16 protein-coding genes and 1 riboswitch are annotated in these 21,265 nt (G+C 75.1%); of the genes, 7 read left to right on the top strand and 9 right to left on the bottom strand.

What is annotated here, in order from left to right; translation table 11 throughout:
- Window positions 1-26: 26 nt before the first annotated feature.
- Window positions 27-992, top strand: coding sequence for an aldo/keto reductase (locus ACWDXC_RS14490; RefSeq protein WP_219509611.1), 966 nt, complete (start codon window positions 27-29; stop codon window positions 990-992).
- Here the strand turns inward: ACWDXC_RS14490 and ACWDXC_RS14485 are convergent.
- Both ACWDXC_RS14485 and ACWDXC_RS14480 read right to left on the bottom strand, forming a co-directional pair.
- Complete coding sequence (locus tag ACWDXC_RS14485; protein WP_449981602.1) at window positions 968-1,627, bottom strand: response regulator transcription factor; 660 nt, start codon at window positions 1,625-1,627, stop codon at window positions 968-970. The two genes, ACWDXC_RS14490 and ACWDXC_RS14485, sit on opposite strands and share 25 nt — an antisense overlap.
- Window positions 1,617-2,393, bottom strand: a complete 777-nt coding sequence (locus tag ACWDXC_RS14480) for a sensor histidine kinase (protein WP_449981600.1) — start codon at window positions 2,391-2,393, stop codon at window positions 1,617-1,619. The genes ACWDXC_RS14485 and ACWDXC_RS14480 overlap by 11 nt, the downstream gene beginning before the upstream one ends.
- 54 nt (window positions 2,394-2,447) lie before the next feature.
- On the opposite strand from ACWDXC_RS14480, the gene ACWDXC_RS14475 reads away from it, so the two are divergent.
- The gene (locus ACWDXC_RS14475; protein ID WP_219509608.1) at window positions 2,448-2,636 is read left to right on the top strand and encodes a hypothetical protein; all 189 of its coding nucleotides are present in this window, start codon (window positions 2,448-2,450) and stop codon (window positions 2,634-2,636) included.
- Window positions 2,637-2,792: 156 nt separating this feature from the next.
- Here the strand turns inward: ACWDXC_RS14475 and ACWDXC_RS14470 are convergent, their stop codons facing one another.
- Window positions 2,793-3,713, bottom strand: a complete 921-nt coding sequence (locus ACWDXC_RS14470) for a UbiA family prenyltransferase (protein ID WP_449981597.1) — start codon at window positions 3,711-3,713, stop codon at window positions 2,793-2,795.
- Window positions 3,714-3,991: 278 nt separating this feature from the next.
- Between ACWDXC_RS14470 and ACWDXC_RS14465 the strand changes: the two genes are divergently transcribed.
- Both ACWDXC_RS14465 and ACWDXC_RS14460 read left to right on the top strand, forming a co-directional pair.
- Entirely contained in the window at window positions 3,992-5,758 is a 1,767-nt protein-coding gene (locus ACWDXC_RS14465; protein WP_449981595.1) for a 2-isopropylmalate synthase, read from the top strand.
- Between the two features lie 145 nt (window positions 5,759-5,903).
- Window positions 5,904-8,597, top strand: a complete 2,694-nt coding sequence (locus ACWDXC_RS14460; protein WP_449981593.1) for an AAA family ATPase — start codon at window positions 5,904-5,906, stop codon at window positions 8,595-8,597.
- A gap of 1 nt (window position 8,598) precedes the next feature.
- Here ACWDXC_RS14460 and ACWDXC_RS14455 read toward each other — a convergent pair whose 3' ends face one another.
- A complete protein-coding gene (locus ACWDXC_RS14455; RefSeq protein WP_449981591.1) occupies window positions 8,599-10,032 on the bottom strand; it encodes an acyl-CoA carboxylase subunit beta in 1,434 nt (477 codons plus the stop codon).
- A gap of 195 nt (window positions 10,033-10,227) precedes the next feature.
- Here ACWDXC_RS14455 and ACWDXC_RS14450 point away from each other — a divergent pair, with 195 nt between their 5' ends.
- A complete protein-coding gene (locus ACWDXC_RS14450; protein ID WP_449981589.1) occupies window positions 10,228-13,419 on the top strand; it encodes a GH92 family glycosyl hydrolase in 3,192 nt (1,063 codons plus the stop codon).
- On the opposite strand, the gene ACWDXC_RS14445 is transcribed toward ACWDXC_RS14450, so the two are convergent.
- On the bottom strand, window positions 13,412-14,323 hold the full coding sequence (locus tag ACWDXC_RS14445; RefSeq protein ID WP_449981587.1) for an SMP-30/gluconolactonase/LRE family protein: 912 nt from the start codon (window positions 14,321-14,323) through the stop codon (window positions 13,412-13,414). The genes ACWDXC_RS14450 and ACWDXC_RS14445 overlap by 8 nt on opposite strands.
- A gap of 75 nt (window positions 14,324-14,398) precedes the next feature.
- Between ACWDXC_RS14445 and ACWDXC_RS14440 the strand changes: the two genes are divergently transcribed.
- Both ACWDXC_RS14440 and ACWDXC_RS14435 read left to right on the top strand, forming a co-directional pair.
- The gene (locus tag ACWDXC_RS14440; protein ID WP_364170697.1) at window positions 14,399-14,971 is read left to right on the top strand and encodes a TetR/AcrR family transcriptional regulator; all 573 of its coding nucleotides are present in this window, start codon (window positions 14,399-14,401) and stop codon (window positions 14,969-14,971) included.
- Window positions 14,972-15,027: 56 nt separating this feature from the next.
- Window positions 15,028-15,177, top strand: a riboswitch (cyclic di-AMP (ydaO/yuaA leader).
- Window positions 15,178-15,189: 12 nt separating this feature from the next.
- Window positions 15,190-16,122 (top strand): D-alanyl-D-alanine carboxypeptidase family protein, encoded by a 933-nt coding sequence (locus ACWDXC_RS14435; protein WP_449981584.1) that lies wholly within the window; start codon window positions 15,190-15,192, stop codon window positions 16,120-16,122.
- 4 nt (window positions 16,123-16,126) lie between these two features.
- Here ACWDXC_RS14435 and ACWDXC_RS14430 read toward each other — a convergent pair whose 3' ends face one another.
- From ACWDXC_RS14430 to nuoK, 4 genes are read right to left on the bottom strand one after another with little or no spacing between them, the layout of a single operon-like run.
- Entirely contained in the window at window positions 16,127-17,515 is a 1,389-nt protein-coding gene (locus ACWDXC_RS14430) for an NADH-quinone oxidoreductase subunit N (RefSeq protein ID WP_449981582.1), read from the bottom strand.
- Window positions 17,512-18,993 carry a complex I subunit 4 family protein gene (locus ACWDXC_RS14425; protein WP_449981580.1) on the bottom strand — a complete coding sequence of 494 codons (1,482 nt, stop codon included), beginning with the start codon at window positions 18,991-18,993 and terminating at the stop codon, window positions 17,512-17,514. The genes ACWDXC_RS14430 and ACWDXC_RS14425 overlap by 4 nt, the downstream gene beginning before the upstream one ends.
- Window positions 18,990-20,957, bottom strand: coding sequence for an NADH-quinone oxidoreductase subunit 5 family protein (locus ACWDXC_RS14420; RefSeq protein ID WP_449981578.1), 1,968 nt, complete (start codon window positions 20,955-20,957; stop codon window positions 18,990-18,992). Before ACWDXC_RS14420 ends, ACWDXC_RS14425 begins: the two co-directional genes overlap by 4 nt.
- Window positions 20,954-21,259, bottom strand: a complete 306-nt coding sequence (gene nuoK, locus ACWDXC_RS14415) for an NADH-quinone oxidoreductase subunit NuoK (protein WP_449981576.1) — start codon at window positions 21,257-21,259, stop codon at window positions 20,954-20,956. Before nuoK ends, ACWDXC_RS14420 begins: the two co-directional genes overlap by 4 nt.
- Between the last annotated feature and the right edge of the window lie 6 nt (window positions 21,260-21,265).

Genomic DNA, 21,265 nt, shown 5'->3' with positions numbered 1-21,265 from the left:
GAAAGCGACGGAATGTAAGGGGATTCGTGCGGTACACGAGGCTCGGCCCGTCGGGGCCGGTTATCTCCGGCGTCGGGCTCGGCTCGCTCGCCCTGTCCGGCGCCTACGGGCCCGTCGGCGACACCGACGCCGACCGGCTGCTCCGGGCGGCGCTCGACGCCGGCGTGACCTTTCTCGACACGGCGGGCTTCTACGCCGCGGGCCACGTGGAGAGCATGATCGGCAAGGCGGTCGCGCGCCGGGGTGACGGCGTGGTGGTGGCCACGCGCGGCGGGGTGCGCCGTCACGGCCCGCGCGGGACCGTGGAGTCCGACGGGCGGCCCGGCTCCCTGGAGCGCGACTGCGACGCCTCGCTCAGGCGGCTGCGCACCGGCCGCATCGGCCTGTTCTACCTCGACTGCCAGGACGAGCGCGTCCCCGTGGAGGCGGGCGTGCAGCGGCTGTCGGAGCTGGTGGCGGCCGGGAAGATCGCCCATGTGGGGCTGACCGGCGGCACCCCGCAGCAGGTGCGGCGGGCGCACGCGGTGCACCCGATCAGCGCGGTCGCCGTGGAGTTCTCGCTGTGGGGGCGGCGGCCCTCGCAGGGGCTGCTCGACACCGTGCGGGAGCTCGGCATCGCCGTGGTCGCCGCCCGGCCGCTGGGCCGCGGGTTCCTCACCGGCCGGATGGGGTCACGCCCGGCGCTCGGGCCGGGCGACTGGCGGCACGCCGATCCGCGCTTCGACGCCGAGCAGCGCGAGGCGTGCGCGCCGCAGCTGAAGTCGCTGGAGGCGATGGCCGCCCGCCTCGACGTGGGGGCCGGCCGGCTCGCGCTGAGCTGGCTGCTGGCGCAGGGCGACTACGTGGTGCCGGTCCCGAGCACGCGCGACCCGGTGCATCTGGAGATGAACCTGGCGGCCTCGTCGGTCGAGGTGCCGTCGGCGACCCGCGACGCGCTGGCGGAGCTCTTCCCGGCCTGCCCGTCGGGTCAGTCGTCGCCGCCCCTGCTCTGAGGCGGGATGAGCGAGGCGGCCAGGGCCTTGTTGACGGCGTCGATGCGGGAGGCGGCGTTCAGCTTGACGAAGATGTTGCGCATGTGACGCTTGACCGTCGCCTCGGCCAGGCCGAGCCGGCGGGCGATCTGGTTGTTGCTGAGCGCCTGCGCGGCCAGCTGCAGCACCTCCAGCTCCTTGTCCGACAGCACGCCGGTCGAGGGCGCCTCCACGCGGGCCAGGCTGCTGCGGGAGACGGCCAGCACGAGCCGCGACGGCTCCTCGTGGACGCTGCGCACGGCCGAGATCAGCTCGTGCCGGTGCACGCTCTTGAGCAGGTAGCCGCGGATGCCGGCGGCCAGCAGCCGGGTGAGCAGGTACGGGCCGTCGTACATGCTGAGGATGATGATGCCGGTCTCCGGCGAGAGCGCGCGGATGCGGCCGACGGTCTCGGTCACCTCGTCGCCGGGGATCTCCACGTCGAGCAGCACCACGTCGGGCAGCGTCTCGGCGACCACGCGCACGGCGGTGGCGGAGTCGCCGGCCTCCCCCGCGACGCTGATGTCGCCGACCGACTCCAGGATCTCCCGCAGTCCCTCCCGGAACAGGGCGTGATCGTCGACCAGGACCACGGAGATCCGGGTGTCAGGCGTCACGCTGTCCACCGGGCCGCCTCTTGAGTGGGACGAAGAGCTGGACCAGGCAGCCCCGGCCCGGCTCGCTGGAGATGAGCACCCGGCCGCCGAGCAGCTCGGCGCGCTCGCGCATGGAGGTGAGGCCGACGCCGTCGTGCTCGCGGGCCCGGGCCGGGTCGAAGCCGTGGCCGTTGTCCTGGACGGAGGCCGACAGCTCGTGCGGGGCGATGTTCACCCGGACCACGACGAGCTTGGGGCGGCCGTGGCCGAGCGCGTTGCGCACGGCCTCGCGGACGATGAGGAACGCCTCGTCGAGAACGCGCGGCGGGGCCCACGACTCGTCGCCGCTCACGTCGAGCCCGACGGAGACCACGTCGTCCTCGACGGTCTCGACGAAGCCGAGCAGCGCCTTCTCCAGGCTCTTGACCGGGACCTGCGGGTGCAGCTCGGAGGTGATCTGGCGCAGGTTCTCCATCGTCTCCTGGACGGCCTGCTGGGCGAGGCTGATCTTGGCGGCGGCGCGGGCGGCGTCCACCGGCCGGTAGACCTCCGACAGCGCGAGCTGCTGGTGGGCGACGCTGACGCCGTGGCCGATGCGGTCGTGCAGCTCGCGGGCGATGCGGCGGCGCTCGTCGTCCTGAGCCTCGTGGACCTGGTTGAGCAGGAAGCTGTGGTAGCTGTCGGCCGACTCGCGCACGCGCCGGGACAGGCTCTCCTCCATGCCGCTGACGGCCAGCGTGATCAGGTCGGCGGGCGAGTCGTACGCGTCCGCCAGCCCCCGGGTCAAATGCCGCAGCGCCGAACGGAAGAAAAGTGAGCCCGCCTCAAGTGAGGCTTTGGGATGGACGCCGCCCGCGGCCCGCGCGTTTCCCACCTCGCGCGCGTGAAATTGATAGAGCTCGCCCACCTGCACCTTTCCGGCACGGAGCGTGGCCGCCACGTCGTCGAGCACCTGACGGGCGGTGGAGAGCGCGAGCTCGCGCGCGCTCTGATCTGCGAAGACGACGTTACCGGCGGTCTGAAGGGCTGATTCGAATTCGTTGAGGATTAAATCACGACACGATTCGACTAATTCCGCCGGGTCCCCCGTGGCCCCGTGTGCCGCCTCCAATGTCCCCCCTCCGCCGCCGCGCGTTGAGCGTTCTCCAAACTATCGCGCGACCAGGAGACACATGCAACATTTGGGTCAGATCCATGACAAAAACGCGGTCAGGTGAAGAAGATGTTGCGTTCCCATGAACGCTCCATACGGGCGGCGCGCCCGCCGCCGCCCGCCGTCCCCGCCGCCGGCGCCCGCTTCCGGGCCCCGCGCGGCCGGCAGCCCGGCCGCCGCCACCGCCACCACGCCCGCCGCCAGCGCCGCCACGACGCCGCCGAGCGGCGCCCGCGCCAGCGCCACCGCCAGGGCGAAGGCCACCAGCAGCACCACCGCGGCGCCCACCATGACCTGCCGCGACATCCGCTCCCCGATGAGCACGCCGAGCGTGCGCCGGCCGGCCGCCGTATCGCCCTCGATGTCCGACAGGTCCTTGGCCGGCACGCCGACGAACACCATCCAGCCGATCGCCACCCCGGCGAACAGCACCAGCGCCGTCGGCGCGGCCACGCCGCCGCCCGCCGTCGCCACCGTGAACCCCGCCAGGTACGACAGCAGCCCCGACAGGCACAGCACCGCGACCGTGCCGCCCGAGGTGTCCTTCAGCGGCAGCGGCGGGCCCGAGTACAGGTAGCCCAGCACCAGGTTGCCGGCGATGATCCACGGCATCTGCCCCGGCAGGCCCGCCGTCGCCACCAGCGCGAGACACCCGGCCCCGGCCGCCACCACGGCGGCCAGCCGGGCGTCCAGGTCACCCCGGGCGATCGGCCGGCCCGAACCGTTGATCTGGTCCTCCGCGACGTCGGTCACCCCGTTGAAGAGGTAGATCGCGAAGATCGACAGCACCCAGGCGGCGGCACCCTGGGCGACCTGCGGGAAGGAGGCGGCGGCGGTCGCGGCCGGCAGCGCGAGCGCGACGCCGGTGAGGTAGCGCAGGGCCGAGACGGCCAGCACCAGAGGTCGGGCCTCTGCGACGCAGAGACCGAGGGCACGCGCGGACAAGGCTGCCATGTCCGCATTGTGAGCGGCCCGCGCCGGGCCTGACATAGGGGCGATCCGAAGGTTGTAGCCGGGACTGCGCCTTTCGATACGGGGGGTGGTACCCGGGGCTATTACCGGAGAACTCCTGATGCCCCGTCTTGCCCGGCCCGCGAACCCCCTTATAACGTCCGGCCATAACGCCGGGAAAGCCGAACCGCGGGGGCCGGACCTCACCTTAGAAACGACTCCGGTGAATTCCAACCCCTGTTCCGAGGAAAACGAGGGTCACCCACGAAAGGAATTCCGCCATGCAGGGTGCCGGACGTTACACCGGTCTCACGCCCCTCGATCTGCCCGATCGCACCTGGCCGGGCAGGCGCATCCACTCCGCCCCCCGCTGGCTCTCCACCGACCTGCGCGACGGCAACCAGTCGCTGGCCCGCCCGATGTCGCCCGAGCGCAAGCTCCGGATGTTCGACCTGCTGGTGCGGATCGGGTTCAAGGAGATCGAGGTCGGCTTCCCCGTCGCCAGCCAGGACGACCACGACTTCGTCCGGCTGCTCATCGAGCGCGACCACATCCCCGACGACGTGCGCATCACCGTGCTGACCCAGGCCCGCGAGGAGCTCATCCGCGCCACCGTGGACTGCCTCAAGGGCGCGCCGCGCGCCACGGTGCACATCTACAACGCCACCTCGCCGCTCTTCCGCGACCTGGTGCTCGGCGTCGGCCGGGCCGGCTGCCGCGACCTCGCGGTACGCGCCACGCAAGTGCTGATGGACCAGGCCGGGCGCGCCCTGCCCGGCTGCGACCTGGGCTACCAGTACTCCCCCGAGCTCTTCAACGAGACCGAGCCGGACTTCGCCCTGGAGGTGTGCGAGGCGGTCATGGACGCCTGGCAGCCGGAGGCGGGCCGGGGCATCATCCTCAACTTCCCGACCACGGTCGAGCGGTCGCTGCCGAACGTGTTCGCCGACCAGATCGAGTGGCTGGGCCGCAACCTGTCGCGGCGCGAGCACGTGTGCCTGTCCGTCCACCCGCACAACGACCGCGGCACCGGGGTCGCCGCCGCCGAGCTGGCGCTGCTGGCCGGGGCCGAGCGCGTCGAGGGGTGCCTGTTCGGCAACGGCGAGCGGGCCGGCAACGTCTGCCTGGTGACGCTCTGCATGAACCTGTTCACCCACGGCGTCGACCCGGGCGTCGACCTGTCCGACATCGACGACGTGCGGCGCACGGCCGAGGAGTGCAACCAGATGCCGGTGCACCCGCGCCACCCCTACGCGGGCGACCTCGTCTACACGGCCTTCTCCGGGTCGCACCAGGACGCCATCAAGAAGGGGTTCGACGAGCTGGAGCGCCGCGCCGTCACGACCGGCGCCCCGGCCGCCGCGCTGCCGTGGCGCACCCCGTACCTGCCCGTGGACCCCCGGGACGTCGGCCGCACGTACGAGGCGGTGGTGCGGGTCAACAGCCAGTCCGGCAAGGGCGGCGTCGCGTACGTGATGAGCGCCTGGCACGGGCTCGCCCTGCCGCGCGGCCTGCAGGCCGACCTGTCGGCGCGCGTGCAGGCGCGGGCCGACGCCGAGGGCGGCGAGCTGTCGCCCGGCCGGATCGGCGAGCTGTTCCGCGACGCGTACGCCGACGACGGCGCGCCGGCGGAGCTGTTCGCGCCGGTCACGGCGACGCTCTGGGTCGACGGCGCGGTGCCGCGCGGCCTGCGCCAGTCGCTCGCGCCGTGGGGCATCGACGTGCGGGCCGTGCACCGGGCCGCTCCCCCGCTGTCGCGTCACGGCGCGATCGGCCGGCGGCCCCTGGTCCGCCGCGCCCCGCACGACGCCGTCGTCTACGCCGAGTGCGGCGCCGGCGCCGAGAGCGAGGGCACGGGCACGGGCACGGGCGAGGTCGCGTGGGGGGTGGGCGCCGGGGCCGACGTGACGGCGGCGGCGTTCTCCGCCGTGCGCGCGGCGAGCGCCCGCCTCGCCGGCCGCGCCCACCACCGCCCCGTCCACCCCCTGGAGCCGCGGCCGAGAGACCAGCGCCAGGTGGAGCAGCTTCCGCTCGCGGCCGCGGGGTGAGGCCGGCGATGGCCCGCGTCGTCCCCAGGAAGCCGCGCCCGCACCGCCGCCCCGGCCCCGAGGCCGGCCTCGACCTGCGCACCCCGTCGGGGCGCCGGCTCCCCTACTGACCCGACCGACCGAGTGCTGAGCAAGGAGGGCCGCCATGGCCGAGGACGTCGAGCGCCAGGAGATGGCCACGCTCCGGGAACTCCTGGACGAGGCCGCCGCCGGCCGGGGCCGCGTCGCGATGGTGACCGGCGCGATCGCCACCGGCAAGAGCGCGCTGCTGTACGGCCTGGCCGAGCACGCCGGCGACCACGGCGCCGTCCCGCTGACGGCGACCGGCTCGCCCGCCGAGAGCGCGCTGCCGTTCGGCGTGCTGTCGCAGCTCCTGCTCGGCGCGCGGATGTCGGAGGACAACCGCGCCACCGTGGGGAGCCTGCTGCGGGAGGGGGCGCGCGGCGCGGCCGGGCCGGGCGACGACGTGGACGTGCTGATCGTGGACGCGCTCTGCACGGTGCTGCTGGAGCTGGCGGAGCGGCATCCGCTGCTCGTCGTCGTGGACGACCTGCAGCACGCCGACCGCGCCTCGCAGCTGTGCCTGTCGCATCTGGCGCGGCGGATCGCGTACGCGCCGGTCATGCTGGCGGTCACCGTCCGGGACCCGCACGCGCTCGGCGGCCTGCACGCGGAGATGCTGCGGCAGCCGCACTGCCGCGCGGTCCGGCTGGCCCACCTGTCGGCGGCGGAGGTGACGCGGCTGGCGGCCGGGGAGGCCGGGGCCGGGCAGGCGGCCCGCTGGCACGAGCTGACGGGCGGCAACCGGCTGCTGGTGGACGCGCTGCTGGAGGACCACCGGATCGGCGACGGCCGGGGCGAGCGTTACGCCGAGGCCGTGCTCGCCTGCCTGCACCGGGCGGGTGAGGCCGCGCCGGGGGTCGCGCGGGCGCTGGCCGTGCTCGGCGAGGCGGGGCCGGTCGCCCGGCTGCTCGGCGCGAACGAGGCGGCCACCGCCAAGGAGGTCCTGACGCTGACCCGGGCGGGGCTGCTGGACGGCGGCCGGTTCCGCGACGAGGCGGCCAGGTCCGCCGTGCTGGCCGGGCTGGACGACGGCGAGCGCGTCGGCCTGCACCTGCGGGCGGCCGAGCTGACCTACCACGACGGCGCGCCCGCCCCCGTGGTGGCCGGTCACCTGCTGCGCGCCGGTGACGCTAGCCGGCTGTGGGCGCTGCCGATCCTGGAGGAGGCGGCGGCGCAGGCGCTGCGCGACGACGGCGTGGAGTCCGCGATCGAGTACCTGAAGCTGGCGCTGCGGTCCTGCCCGGACGAGCGGAGGCGGGCGGGCATCGCGACCACGCTGGTGCGCGCCCGCTGGCGGATCGACCCCGGCACGCCCGCCGGGCAGCTCGGCGAGCTGACCGAGGCGCTGCGCCAGGGGCACCTGAGCGGCGGCGACGCGGTGACCCTGGCCAAGGCGCTGCTGTGGCACGGTCACGCGGCCGACGCCAGGAGCGTGCTCGGCCACCTGCGGAAACTGGACGAGCTGGACGAGCTGGACCGGGAGGCGGTGGCGGAGGTGGCGGCGGCGCACGCCTGGTTCCGCAGCAGCTGCCCGCCGTTCCTGGCCGACCTGCCGGAGCTGAGCGACGAGCAGGCGGGCGGCGCCGCGTACTCGCTGAGCGCGGACCGCCGCACCGAGGCGGTGGGCGCGCTGGTGCGGGCGCTGACGCAGGGGCCGCTGCCGGAGACGGCGACGACGGCCGAGCGCATCCTGCGCGGCTCCCGGCTGGACGAGATGACGCTGGACACGGTGGAGAGCGCGCTGCTGGCGCTGACGTACACGGGCCGGGCCGACCTGGCCGCGCCCTGGTGCGACTCGTTCATCGCGGAGGCGGCCTCGCGCCGCGCGCCGGGCCGGCAGGCGCGGCTGTCGGCGATCCGCGCCGAGATCGGCCTGCGCCGCGGCGACCCGGCCGCGGCGGCGGCGGACGCGCGGCTGGCGCTGGAGCTCATCCCGCCGGACAGCTGGGGCGTCGCCGTCGGCGGGCCGCTGGGCAGCCTGCTGCTGGCGGGCGCGGCGATGGGCCGGTACGAGGAGTGCCTGCCGCCGGTCACCAGGCCGGTGCCGGAGGCGATGCTGGAGACCCGGTTCGGGCTGCACTACCTGTACGGCAAGGGCCGCTTCCACCTGGCTGCCGGGCAGGCGCGGCAGGCGCTGCGCGACCTGCGGCTGTGCGGCGAGCTGATGGGCGAGTGGCAGCTCGACAGCGCCGAGTTCATCGCCTGGCGGCTGGACGCGGCGCAGGCGCTGATCGCCCTCGGCGAGACGGACGAGGCGCGGCTGCTCGTGGAGGAGCAGCTGGCCCGGGCCGCCGGGTCGCGGCGGGTGCAGGGGATGGCGCTGCGGGTGCTGGCCGCTACCGCCGAGAAGCGCCACCGCGTGATGCTGCTGCGTCAGTCGGCGGAGCTGCTGCGCGACGGCGGCGACACGTACGAGCTGGCCAGGTCGATGACGGGGCTGGCCGAGGCGTACCACGCGGTCGGCGAGTTCCGGCGGGCGGCGGTGATGGGCCGCCGGGCCCGCGTGCTGGCGCACGAGTGCCAGGCCGGCGCGCTGAGCCGGGCGCTGCCGGACGGGGCGTGGGAGGCGGGCGAGGCCGGCGCGCGGCCGGTGCTGAGCGACGCCGAGCGGCGGGTGGCGTCGCTGGCGGCCGACGGCTACTCCAACCGGGAGATCTCCGCCAAGCTGTTCATCACGGTGAGCACGGTGGAGCAGCACCTGACGCGCGTCTACCGCAAGCTGAGCGTGACCCGCCGCGCGGACCTGCCGGAGACCCTGTCGGCCCAGCAGCTCTGACTCACAGGGGGATGTTCGTGTGGCGGCCCCGGGCGCGAGGGGCGCGGGCGATCGCGTCGGCGAGCCGGGCGCGGGTGGTCTCGGGGGCGATGACCTCGTCGACGACGCCGAGGTCCACGGCCCGGCCGACGCCGCCGGCGGTGCGGCGGTGCTCCTCGGCGAGGCGGGCGCGCAGCTCCTCGCGCTCCTCCTCGGGGGCGGCGGCCAGGGCCTTGCGGTGCAGGACGCCGATCGCCGACTCGGCGCCCATGACCGCGACCTCGGCGCCGGGCCAGGCGAACGTGGTGGTGGCGCCGAGCGAGCGGGAGTTCATCGCGATGTAGGCGCCGCCGTACGCCTTGCGGGTGATGAGCGTCACCCGGGGCACGACCGACTCGGCGAAGGCGTGCAGCAGCTTGGCCCCGCGCCGGACGACCCCGCCCCACTCCTGGCCGACGCCGGGAAGGTAGCCGGGGACGTCGACGAGCACGACGAGCGGGATGCCGAAGGAGTCGCACATGCGGACGAAGCGGGCGGCCTTCTCGGCGGAGAGCGAGTCGAGGCAGCCGCCCTTGTGGATCGGGTTGTTGGCCAGCACGCCGACGGTGGCGCCGCCGAGCCGCCCGAGCGCGACGAGGACGTTGGCGGCCCAGCGCGGCTGCAGCTCCTCCATCAGCCCGTCGTCGAGCACGGCCCGCACCAGGGGCCGCACGTCGTAGGCGCGGCGCGGCGAGGCCGGCAGCAGGGCGCGCGGGTCGGCCACCGGCCCGGCCCCGGCGGCGGCGCACGTGCCGGGGCGGCCGAGCAGGCCGGTGAGGCGGCGGGCCCTGGCGCAGGCGTCGGCCTCGTCGGCGGCCAGGACGTGCGCGACGCCGGACTTCCTGCCGTGCGCCTCGGGCCCGCCGAGCCCGGCCATGTCGATGCGCTCGCCGGTGACGCTGCGGACGATCTCCGGGCCGGTCACGAACACCCGCCCGGCGTCGGCCATGACGACCACGTCGGTGAGCGCGGGCCCGTACGCGGCGGCGCCGGCGGCCGGGCCGAGGATGACGGAGATCTGCGGGACGACGCCGGACGCCCTGGTCATGGCGGCGAACATGCGGCCCACGCCGTCCATGGACTCCACGCCGTCGGCGAGCCGGGCGCCGCCGGAGTGCCACAGCCCGATCACCGGGCAGCCGGACCGCACGCCGTCCTCGACGGCCTCGACGATCCGGGCGGCGCCGGCCGCGCCGAGCGCGCCGCCCATCAGCCGGGCGTCGGTGCAGTAGGCGACGACCGGCGCGCCCTCGACCAGGCCGCGCACGGCGGTCACGCCGGTGGCGTCCTCGTCGTGCGGCGCGGTCATGGAGCCGGGGTCGAGCAGGCCCGCCAGCCGGACGGCGGGGGCGCGCGGGTCGGGGACGGGTCCGGCGACGGGGGCTTCGGAGGTCTCGATCGTGGACACGACGGTCATCGCTGACATCCCTCACATGCTCGTCACGGGGACGGTTCGGGGACGGGGTCACGGCGAATCTCGCAACGCGGGAGCCGCCTGCCAACCCCTGTCCACGGCGGCGCCCGTGACCTGTTGTGGCCGTGGTTTCCGGCCGTTGACCGGCCCGTTCGCCCCGGGGTTCGATACGGCGATCCCCTTATCTGGAGGACTGTCGTGGCTCTCTGGTCCTTACCCGTCGTCACCGCGCTGGTCGCGGCGACGACCTTTCCCTATGGCGCCCCCCAGGACGTGACGGTGGAGCGCGATCCGGTTTCCCTGGTCAACGTCTTCCACGGGACGAAGGAGGCGGCGCCCGACTTCGACCACGGCGGCGGCGGGGGCATGACCTTCCCCGGCGCCGTCCTGCCGTTCGGCATGATGCAGTGGAGCCCCGACACGGTGGAGGACGCCGGCGGCGGCTACCGCTGGGAGGACAACCGCCTGCGCGGCTTCTCGATGACGCACATCTCCGGCCCCGGCTGCACGGGCGCGCAGGACTTCCCGGTGACCCCGTTCTCCGGGGCGGTCGGCCGCTCGCCCGCCACGCACGGCGAGGACTACGTGCAGACGTTCTCGCACGCCGACGAGCGGGCCTGGCCCGGCTTCTACTCCAGCACGCTCGACAGCGGCGTCAAGACCGAGCTGTCGGTCTCGATGCGCGCGGGCGTCGCCCGCTTCACCTTCCCGGCCGGCAAGCCCGGCACCGTGCTGCTCAACACCAGCGGCTCGGTCAACGGCGTCGACGACGGCGAGACCCGCATCAGCGGCAACACCGTCGAGGGCTGGGTGCAGACCGGCGGCTTCTGCGGCCCGCCCACCCGCTACAAGATCTACTTCCACGCCACGTTCGACCAGCCGGTCACCGCGTACGGGACGTGGAAGGACGACGAGGTGCGCCCCGGCGGCACCGCCGTCGCCAACGCCGGTCCCGCCCGGGTGCGGGGCGACGTGGTGACGTCGGACGACGTGGCCGTCAACGGGCCGGGCTCGGGCGCGTACCTGCAGTTCGACCCGGCGCGGCCGGTGCAGATGCGGGTCGGCCTGTCGTACGTGAGCGTCGACGGCGCCGAGCGCAACCTCCGGGCCGAGATCGCCGCCAAGAGCCTGGACCAGGTGGCCCGCGAGGCGCGCGGCGTGTGGGACGAGCGGCTCGGCAAGGTGCGGATCGCCGGCGGCACCGACGCGCAGCGGCGCACCTTCTACAGCAACCTCTACCACGCGTTGCTCCAGCCGCACGTGTCGGAGGACGTGGACGGCGCCTACACCGGGTTCGACCAGAAGCCGCACCAGGTGCGGCCCGGCGAGCACCACTACGCGACGTTCTCCGGCTGGGACATCTACCGCAGCGAGGTGCAGCTCCTCGCGCTGCTCGCGCCGGACGTGGCCGGCGACATCGCCCAGTCGATGTACGACAACGCGCAGGCCGTCGGCAACGTGTGGGACCGCTGGTCGCACCAGACGGCGATCACCGGCGTCATGGTCGGCGACCCGTTCCACTCGATCGTGTCCACGATGTACGCCTTCGGCGCGCGCGGCTTCGACGCGGAGGCGGCGCTGAAGGCGATGGCCGAGGCGGCCAGGCGGACCGGGCCGCGCGACATCGGCCATCCGCTGCTCGCCTACGACGAGCGGCCCGGCAACGCGGCGTTCATGCGCGAGGGGCACGTGCCGTACGACCCGTCGGCGACGCTGGAGTACGGCGTGGCCGACTTCGGGATCGCGCAGCTCGCCGCCCGGCTTGGCGAGCGGGACACGGCGGCGGAGTTCATGCGCCGCTCGCAGGCGTGGCAGCACATCTACAACCCGGGCAGCGGGTGGATCCAGCCGCGCATGGGCGACGGCTCGTTCACCTGGCCGTTCGACCCGGCCGCGCCCGACGTGTACATGGAGGGCAACGGGGCGCAGTACCACTGGCTGGTGCCGCACAACCCGGCCGGGCTGTTCGCGGCGATGGGCGGCGCCGGCAAGGTGGTGCCCCGGCTGGACGAGTACTTCGGCGAGCTGAACGCCGGACCCGCCGTGGCGCGCGCCTACCTGGGCAACGAGGTGTCGCTGCCGTCGCCGTGGCTGTACGCGTGGGCCGGGCAGCCGTACAAGACGCAGGAGCTGGTGCGGCGGGTGCAGCGGGAGCTGTTCGGGCCGGGCCCGGACGGGCTGGTCGGCAACGACGACCTGGGCGCGATGGGCTCCTGGTACGTGTGGTCGGCGATGGGGCTGTTCCCGGCGATTCCGGGCCGGGCCGAGCTGCTGGTGAGCACGCCGCTGTTCGACCGGATCACGATCGACCGGCCGGGCGGCGACATCGTCGTCAACTCCTGGGGGCAGGGCTCGTACGTGCGGTCCCTGCGGGTGAACGGCGCGGAGACGGACCGGGCGTGGCTGCCGGAGTCGTTCGCGACCGGCGGCGGGCGGCTGGACTTCGCCGTCGGCTGGTCCCCGGACCGGAGCTTCGGCGCGGACCCGGCGGACGCGCCGCCGTCGTTCGGCGACGGGACGCTGCCGTACCTGGCGGGCTTCAGCCGGGGCAGCGGCCCGGTCGAGCCGGGCGGCACGTTCGCGACGGAGCTGGCGGTCCGCTCGACGGGCCCGGCCGCCACGCTGACCTGGGAGGCCAGGCCGCCGGACGGCGTGACCGTGTCGCCGTCACGCGGCACGCTCACCGTGGGCGCGGGCGGGCAGGAGCGTCAGGCGCTGGAGGTGTCGGTGTCCGGCGACGTGCCGCGCGGCTTCGTCAGCGTGCCGGTCGTCGTGGGCGAGCGGCGGGCGTCGGTGCGGCTCAACGTGGCGGCGCGCGGCACCCCCGAGTGGCATCACAACAACGTCGGCATCGGTGACATGACCGCTCCCGGCGAGGCCAACATCGACGGGCCGGGCTTCAGCCTGTCGGCGCAGGCGCTGGCCGAGGCGGGGCTCACGCCGGGCGGCACGGTGACGTGGCGGGACTACTCGTTCACCTGGCCCGACCGCGGGCGCGGCGAGTGGGACAACGTGCGCACCGGCGGCAAGGCGCTGGAGGTGGCCGCGCCCGACGGCGCCACGAGCGTCGCCTTCCTGGGCACGGGCGTGAACGGCTGGCCCGAGTCGCAGGTCACCGTCACCTACGCCGACGGCACGACCAGCACCGGCAAGCTCGGCTTCAGCGACTGGATCCTCGACTTCGGCGGCGGGCAGCCGCAGTTCGGCAACGAGGTCGTGGCGCGCACGCCGCACCGGCTGTTCTGGGGCTCGTGGGCGTTGCAGCCGGTGCCGGCGCACGTGTACGCCTCGCAGCCGATCGCGCTGGACCCGGGCAAGAAGGTGCGCAGCTTCGCCTTCTCCGACCCGGAGGACGGCGAGCTGCACCTGTTCACCTGGGCGTTCAGGTAGCCCACACCGGGGCGGCGCCCCTCAGGCTCAGCATCATCGAGTAGAGGGACGTCGTCGCGGTGATGAAGACGCGGTTGCGCTTGAGGCCGCCGAAGACGAGGTTGGAGGCGCTCTCCGGCAGGTGCAGCCTGCCGAGGAGCGTCCCGTCGGGGTGGTAGGCGTGCAGCGACCGGCCGACGGCGGCCCACAGGCGGCCGGTGTCGTCGAGCCGCATGCCGTCGTAGCTGCCGTCGGCCTCGCCCTGCTGCTCGGCGAACACCTTGCCGCCGGTGAGCGTGCCGTCGCGGGTGACCTCGAAGACGCGGACGTGGCGGCGCTCGGTGTCGGCGACGTAGAGCAGCCGCTCGTCGGGGGAGAACGCCAGGCCGTTGGGGCGGGCGAAGTCGCCGGCCACCATGCTCACCTCGCCGCCGGGGTCGATCCGGTAGACGTGGCAGCCGTCGATCTCCGGCTCGGCCCGGTGTCCCTCGTAGTCGCCGAGGATGCCGTAGGGCGGGTCGGTGAACCAGACGGACCCGTCGGAGCGCACGACGGCGTCGTTGGGGCTGTTGAGCCGCTTGCCGCGCCACCGGTCGGCGAGCACGGTGACGGAGCCGTCGTGCTCGGTGCGGGTGACCCGGCGGGCGCCGTGCTCGCAGGAGATCAGCCGGCCCTCGCGGTCGAGGGTGTTGCCGTTGACGTAGCCGGCGGGCTGGCGGAACGGGCCCACGGCGCCGGTCAGCTCGTCCCAGCGCAGCATCCGGTCGTTGGGGATGTCGCTCCAGACCAGGTAGCGGCCCGCGGGGACGTAGACGGGCCCTTCGGCCCAGCGGGTGCCCCGGTGGAGGCGCTCCAGGTTGCGGTCACCGGTGACGTCGGCGATGCGGCGGTCGAACGCCTCGAACTCCACGGGGATGAGGTCCACCCGCTCTTCTTACCAAGATCTGCCCGGCCCGGCCAGCACCTTTTTGACCACAAGCGTTGGTCTACACTTGTTGGCATGGCGTTCACGGAAAGGTCCGAGGCCACGCGCACGGCGATCCTCGGCGCGGCCCGCAAGCTCTTCGCCGAGCAGGGGTTCGCGGGCACCACCATCCGGAAGGTGGCCTCGCTGGCCGGCGTCGACCCGTCCATGGTGATGCGCTACTACGTCAACAAGGAGGGCCTCTTCCGCGCCGCGGTGGACCTGCGGCTCAACCTGGAGGAGCTGCCCGCGCCGCCGCGCGAGCGCCTCGGCGAGGCGATGGCGCGCCACTTCCTGTCCCGCTGGGAGGGCGACCTGTCGGACGAGGCGATCATGCTGCTGCTGCGCTCGTCGTCCACGAACGCGCTGGCGGCGCAGAGCATGCGCGACGTGTTCACCTCCCAGGTCGCCTCGTTCGTCGGCCGGGCGCTCGGCTGCGGGCCGGAGGAGGCGGCGCGGCGGGCCGGGCTGGTGAGCACGCAGCTGCTCGGGCTGGCCTTCACCCGCTATGTCGTACGGCTGCCGCCCGTGGTCGCGATGTCCGCCGAGGAACTGGCGCGCAGTGTGGGGCCGGTGGTGCAACACTATTTGACGGGCGATTTGCCATAGTTTGTCAAGTTTCGTACCTTATGCGCGCAATGCCCGGACCGTGGGCCCGTTCGCCGGGCCCGCGGCCGCCGAATCCGCGTCACGCGGAACCGGGGACCCACTCTCTCTTGGGGTGAATCGGCGCGCAGGCTCCCCCGGCCGCGCCCGTAGGGCACTTCCAGGCCCGAACCCGTCAGCTAACCCGGTAGGCGGCATGGAAGCAAGGAGCACAGCCCCTCATGCCCACCTCCCTCTTCTCCAGCGCCCGGCCGCGCCGCTGGGGCCGCGCCCTGGCCGGCGCCGCCCTCGCCGCCGGCGTCCTGACGACCGGCACGACCACCGCCCACGCGGCCACCACAGCAACCCCCGCCACCACGGCCTCTTTCGCCGGCCCGGCCTCGTACGCGCCCGCTGACGCGCCCGCCGTGCTCGGGCGGGCCGCACTGGTCGTCGACACCTCCACCGGCGAGGTCCGCTACAGCAAGGACGCCGGCGAGCGCCTTCCCGTGGCGAGCCTGACCAAGATGATGACCGCCCACGTCGTGCTCCAGGAGGCCGACCCGGCCGACGTCGTCGAGGTGACGGCCGAGGACGTGCGCTACGCGGCCCGGGGCGGCGCGGCCGTCGCCGGGCTGCGCGCCGGTGACCGGCTGCCGGTGCGGGACGTGCTCCACGCCCTGTTGCTGCCGTCCGGCGCGGACGCGGCCCACGTGCTGGCGCGCACGTACGGGCCGGGTGTCGAGGGGTTCGTCGGGAAGATGAACGCGGCCGCCCGCGAGCTGGGCATGGCCGACACCCTGTACGTCAACGCCGACGGCATGCCGACGAACGGCGGCGGCCACTCCACGGCGGCCGACCAGGCGCGGCTGGCCGAGGCGGTGCTGCGGAACGAGACGCTGAAGTCGATCACCTCGGCGCGCTACCACTCGGTCGAGGCGACGAGTGAGCACGGCTCCTACTCGTGGCGCAACACCAACCGGCTGCTCGCCCAGCCGGGCGCGGTCGGCGTGAAGACCGGCTACACGCGCGCCGCCGGTTACACGCTGGCGTTCGCCGCCGAGCGGGACGGCCGGCTGCTGGTCGGGGTGATCCTCGGCGAGAGCGACTCCGGCCGCCGCTTCGACACCGCCCAGGCGCTGCTCGACTGGGCCGCCACCGCCGGGAAGGCGTGACGGCTCAGGCGGCCTGGCCGAGCAGGACGCCGCCGCCCACCCCGAGGGCGAGCGAGGCGACGGCCGCCACGCAGGCGACCGCGCGCGCCAGGCCCGGAGGCGGCGCGGCCGGCGGGTCGCCGCGGAACACCACGGCGACCCAGCGCAGGTAGTAGTACAGGCTCGCCACGGTGTTGACCAGGACGAGCACGGCCAGCCAGGCGTGACCGCCGTCCCACGCGGCGGCGAACACGAGCACCTTGGCGACGAACACGGCGGCGGGCGGGATGCCCGCGAACCCGAGCAGGCACACCACGAGCGCCAGCCCGAGCCCCGGCGCGGCCCGCCCCAGCCCCCGGTAGCCGTCGAGTGTGCCGCGCCCGGTGGCGGCCACCACGGCGAACGCGCCCACGTTCGTGACCGCGTAGGCGGCCAGGTAGAACAGCACGGCGGGGCGGGCGAGCGCGGTGTGCTGGGCGACGGCGACCGGCACGAGCACGTACCCGGCCTGGCTGATCGTGGAGTAGGCGAGCAGGCGGCGCACATCGTCCTGGTGGAAGGCGGCCAGGTTGCCGAGCGTCATCGTGGCGGCGGCGACGATCGCGACGAGGACGTCCCAGCCGCCGGGCCCGAGCTCGTCCGCGACGCGCAGCAGCGCCGCCAGCGCGCCGATCTTGGGCACGGTGGTGACGAACGCGGCGACGGCGACGGGGGCGCCCTCGGCCACGTCCGGCACCCAGAAGTGCGCGGGCACCCCGCCCGCCTTGAACAGCAGCCCCGCCAGCAGCAGCACCACGGCGCAGGCCGTCGCCGCGCCGGGCGCGAGCGCGAGCGCCGCCCCGGCCGCCCGGTAGCCGGTGGCGCCCGCCAGGCCCGACAGGAGGGTGACGCCGGCCAGCATCAGCACGCCCAGGAACGCGCCCATCAGGTAGTACTTGAGCGCCGCCTCGGTGCCCGGCGCGTCCTTGCCGAACCCGGCGAGCGCGTAGGCCGGGATGCTGGCCAGCAGGTACGCCGGGACGAGGACGAGCAGGTCACCGGCCCCGGCCAGCAGCACCGAGCCGAGCGCGGCGAGCATGACGAGCACGTACGCCTCGGCCTCGCGGCGGTGCCCGCGCGCCTCGGCGGCCACCAGGGCGATCACCAGGAGCGTGCCGCCCGCCACGACGGCGCGGGCCGCCTGGGTGAGCGCGTCGGGCGCGTACGAGCCGAACGCGGCGTCCCCGGCGGCGGTGACGGTGGCGGTGACAGTGGCGGCGACGGTGGCGGCCAGGGCGGCGGCGAGCGCGGCGGCGCAGATCCACGCGACCGCGCGCTGCCGCCCGCGCGGCACGAACATGCCGGTGAGCAGCCCGGCGACCGCCCCGGCCAGCAGGAGCAGCTCGGGCAGCAGCGCGGCCGGGTCGTCGTTCACCGGCCGGCCAGCGAGGAGAGCGCGGCGGCGGCGGGCTCGACGAGGTCCAGCAGCCACCGGGGCGCGACGCCGATGAGCACTGACAGCGCCAGCAGCGGCGCCACGGCGGCGGTCTCGGCGGGCCGCAGGTCGGTGACGCGGCCGGTGAGCTCGCCCGGCCCGCCGAGCAGCACCCGTTGCAGGGCGCGCAGGAACAGCGCGGCGGTGATGAGGATGCCGAGCACGGCCGCGGCGCCCAGGACGACGGCCCCCGCGCCGATCACCCCGACGAAGATCTGGAACTCGGCGATGAACCCGGAGAACCCGGGCAGCCCCAGCGACGCGAACGCGGCCACGGCCAGCAGCGCGGCGAATGCCGGGGCGCGGCCCGCGACGCCGCCGAACCGGTCCATCTCGTACGTGCCGGCCCGGTCCCACAGGACGCCGGTGAGCAGGAACAGCGCCCCGGTGATGAGGCCGTGGCTGACCATCTGGGTGACCGCCCCGGACACGGCCAGCTCCCCGGCCCGGCCGCCGCCCGGCGCCAGCCCGGCGGCGCCGAGGGCGAGCACGACGTAGCCCATGTGGTTGACCGAGGTGTAGGCCACGAGCCGTTTGAGGTTCGGCTGGGCGAGCGCGACCAGCGCCCCGTACAGCACGCTGACCAGCCCGATCGCCATGATCAGCCACGCGTGGGCGCGCCAGGCGTCGGGCAGCGCGGGCATGGCGACGCGGGCCAGGCCGTAGGTGCCCATCTTGAGCAGGATGCCCGCCAGGATCGCCGACCCGGCGGCGGGCGCGTCGGTGTGGGCGGGCGGCAGCCAGGTGTGCACCGGGAAGACCGGCGTCTTGACCGCGAGCCCCACGCCGACGGCCAGCAGCACCAGCGAGGCGACGCCGGGCGACCCGGCGTAGGGCGGATTGCGGGCCAGCTCGACCAGGTCGAACGTGCCGCCGCCGAGGAACAGGCCGACGAAGCCGAGCAGCAGCGCCAGCGAGCCGAGGAAGGTGTAGAGGAAGAACGTCAGCGCCGACCTGGCCCGGTCGCCGTGCCCCCATCCGGCGATCACGAAGTACATGCCGACGATCGACAGGTCGAAGAAGACGAAGAACAGCAGCAGGTCCAGCGCGGCGAACAGGCCGAGCGAGACCGACTGCAGGAACAGGAACAGCGCCGCGTGCGCCCGCTCGCGCCGCCGTTCGCCCAGCGAGTGGACGCCGCACACGAGGAACAGCAGCGCGGTCAGCGCGATCAGCGGCAGCGACAGCCCGTCCACGCCGACGTGGTAGCCGGCGTCCAGCGTCGGGATCCAGCGCAGCCGCGTCTCGTACCCGATCCCGCCCCGGTACCCGGCCCACATGACCGCCACGAGCGCCAGGTCGGCGGCCGACACCGCGATCCACACCCAGGTCGCGGCCCGCCCGCGCACACGCGGCACGGCCAGCAGGCCGAGCGCGGCGGCCAGCGGCAGGAAGATCACCACGGTGAGCACGGTCACCGCACCAGCATCAGCACGACGGCCAGCAGCAGGAACGCGGCCGCCGCCTGCGCCAGGTAGAGGTGCGCCTGCCCGGCCTGCGGGCGCCGCGCGGCCCGGCCCAGGGCTCCGGCGCCCGCCGCGACCGCGCGCACCAGATGCTCCAGCGGGCGCTCCACGCGGGCCCGCCCGAGCCACGCCGCCCCGCCGAGCGCCCCGGCGGCGCCGCGCACGACCCCGTCGAGCAGCCCCTCGGCCCGCCGTCCCGCCACCCCGGCCGCCGCCGTCACCCCGCCCGCCAGCCACTCCCCGGTACGCGCGAGCACCCGGTCGTCGAACCGCGCCAGCGCCCCCGCCAGCGCCTTCACCGGCTCCCACACTCCGCCGATCGCCCCCCGCCGCAATCCGAGCCACCCCCGCAGCCCCGCTGCCAGCCTGCCCTGTCCCAGCTCCACGGCCCGTTCACGCCACGCGGTTCCCTGACGCGCCCGTACGCCGATCGCCCATCCGGCGGCGGTCACGGCGCTCGCCGCCAAGCCCGTCACCGCCAGCCCCGCGACCTCGGGGCCCGGCTCGCCGCCGGCGCCGACGAGCTGCCGCCAGCCCGCGTACACGGCGGGCAGCCCGAGCACCGACAGCCCGGCCGCCACCGGCGCGAGCGCCAGCAGCGGCCCGGTCACCGCGCGGGACACCCGCCGCTCCCCCGCCGTGGGGACCGTCCCCGGCCGCCACACCGCGGCCAGCGCCCTGGCCGCGTACGCGGCGGCCAGCAGCGCCGCCGCGAGCGCGACCGCCGACAGGCCCGGCGACGGCACCGCGGCGAGCACCGCGTCCTTGGTCACCCACAGCGACAGCGGCGGCACCCCGGCCAGCGCCAGCGCCCCCACCGCGAACGCCATGCCCACCGGGCGGCGCCACCGCCCGGCCCCCCGCAGCCCGGCCAGGGCCTCGGTGCCGAGCGCCGTCAGCCACGCCCCCGCGCACAGGAACAGCAGGCTCTTCACGGCCGCGTGCGCGACCAGGTGCGCCGTCCCTCCGGCCACCGCCCCTGCCCCGGCCGCCAGCACCATGAACCCCACCTGCGCGCACGTCGAGGCGGCCAGCAACTGCTTGAGGTCGCGCTGCGCCAGCGCCACCGCGCCCAGCAGCAGCGCCGTCACCGCCCCCGCCCACGCGACGGCCGCCGCCGCCCACCCGGTGGCCGCGAGCAGCGGCTGCACCCGCAGCAGCAGGTACGCCCCCGCCGCCACCATGGTCGCCGAGTGCAGCAGCGCCGACACCGCGCTCGGCCCCGCCATCGCCCCCGACAGCCAGTACGAGAACGGGAGCTGCGCCGACTTGCCCAGCGCGGCCAGCACGATCCCGGCCGCTGCCAGGTCCCGCCACGGCTGCCCGGCCTGCGCGATCCCGGCGAGCTCCAGCGTCCCGGTCGCGGCGAACGCGCACCCCGCCGCCACGTACAGGCCGAGATCCCCGGCGCGGGTGGTGACGAAGGCCAGCCCCGCCGACCGCACCCGCCCGTGCTCACGCCACCAGAACCCGATCAGCGCGTACGAGGCCGCGCCCATGATCTCCCAGCCTGCCAGCAGCAGCATCAGGTCGGCGGCCGTGACGGTGAGCAGCATCGCCCCGGTGAACAGCAGCATCAGCCCGAAGAAGCGGCCCCGCGCCGCGCCCGATGGCAGGTCACTGGCGGCGAACACGAGCACCGCCAGCGCGATCGCCGCCACCGTCACCGCCATCACCGCCGACAGCCCGTCCACGGCGATCCCGGCCGGCGTGCCGCCCGGCGGGGCCGCCACCGCGACCAGCGTCGTCCCCCACACCGGCCGCACCGCCGCGGCGAGCGCCGCGAGGGCCAGCGTCACCGCCGTCACCGCGACGGCCACCGCCGCCGCCACCCGGTCCGCGCGCCGCCCGGCCAGCGCGAGCAGCGCGCCCGCGACGCCCGGGGTCGCGGGCAGGAGCCAGGCGAGAGCGCTCATCCCTTCAGGTCCCCCGCCTCGTCGGTGGTGTCGACCTGCCGGGCCCGGTAGAGGGCGGTGACGACGGCGAACCCCGCGGCCATCTCCAGCGCCATCACGGTCACCGCCACCAGGACCAGCACCTGCCCGTCCGCGGTGGCCGGCGCCAGGTGGTACCAGAAGGCGCCACCGGCCACGATCAAGCCGTTGATCATCAGCTCCAGGCCCATCATCAGCATCACGATCGACTGCTGCGACAGCACCCCGTACACGCCCACCGCGAACAGCGCGGCGGCGAGCAGCAGGAACGCCTCCAGCCCCATCGAGCC

This window comes from Nonomuraea sp. NPDC003214 (assembly GCF_053590035.1).
Note: the sequence above shows the minus strand (reverse complement) of the source record. Positions and strands in the feature narration are given on the sequence as shown.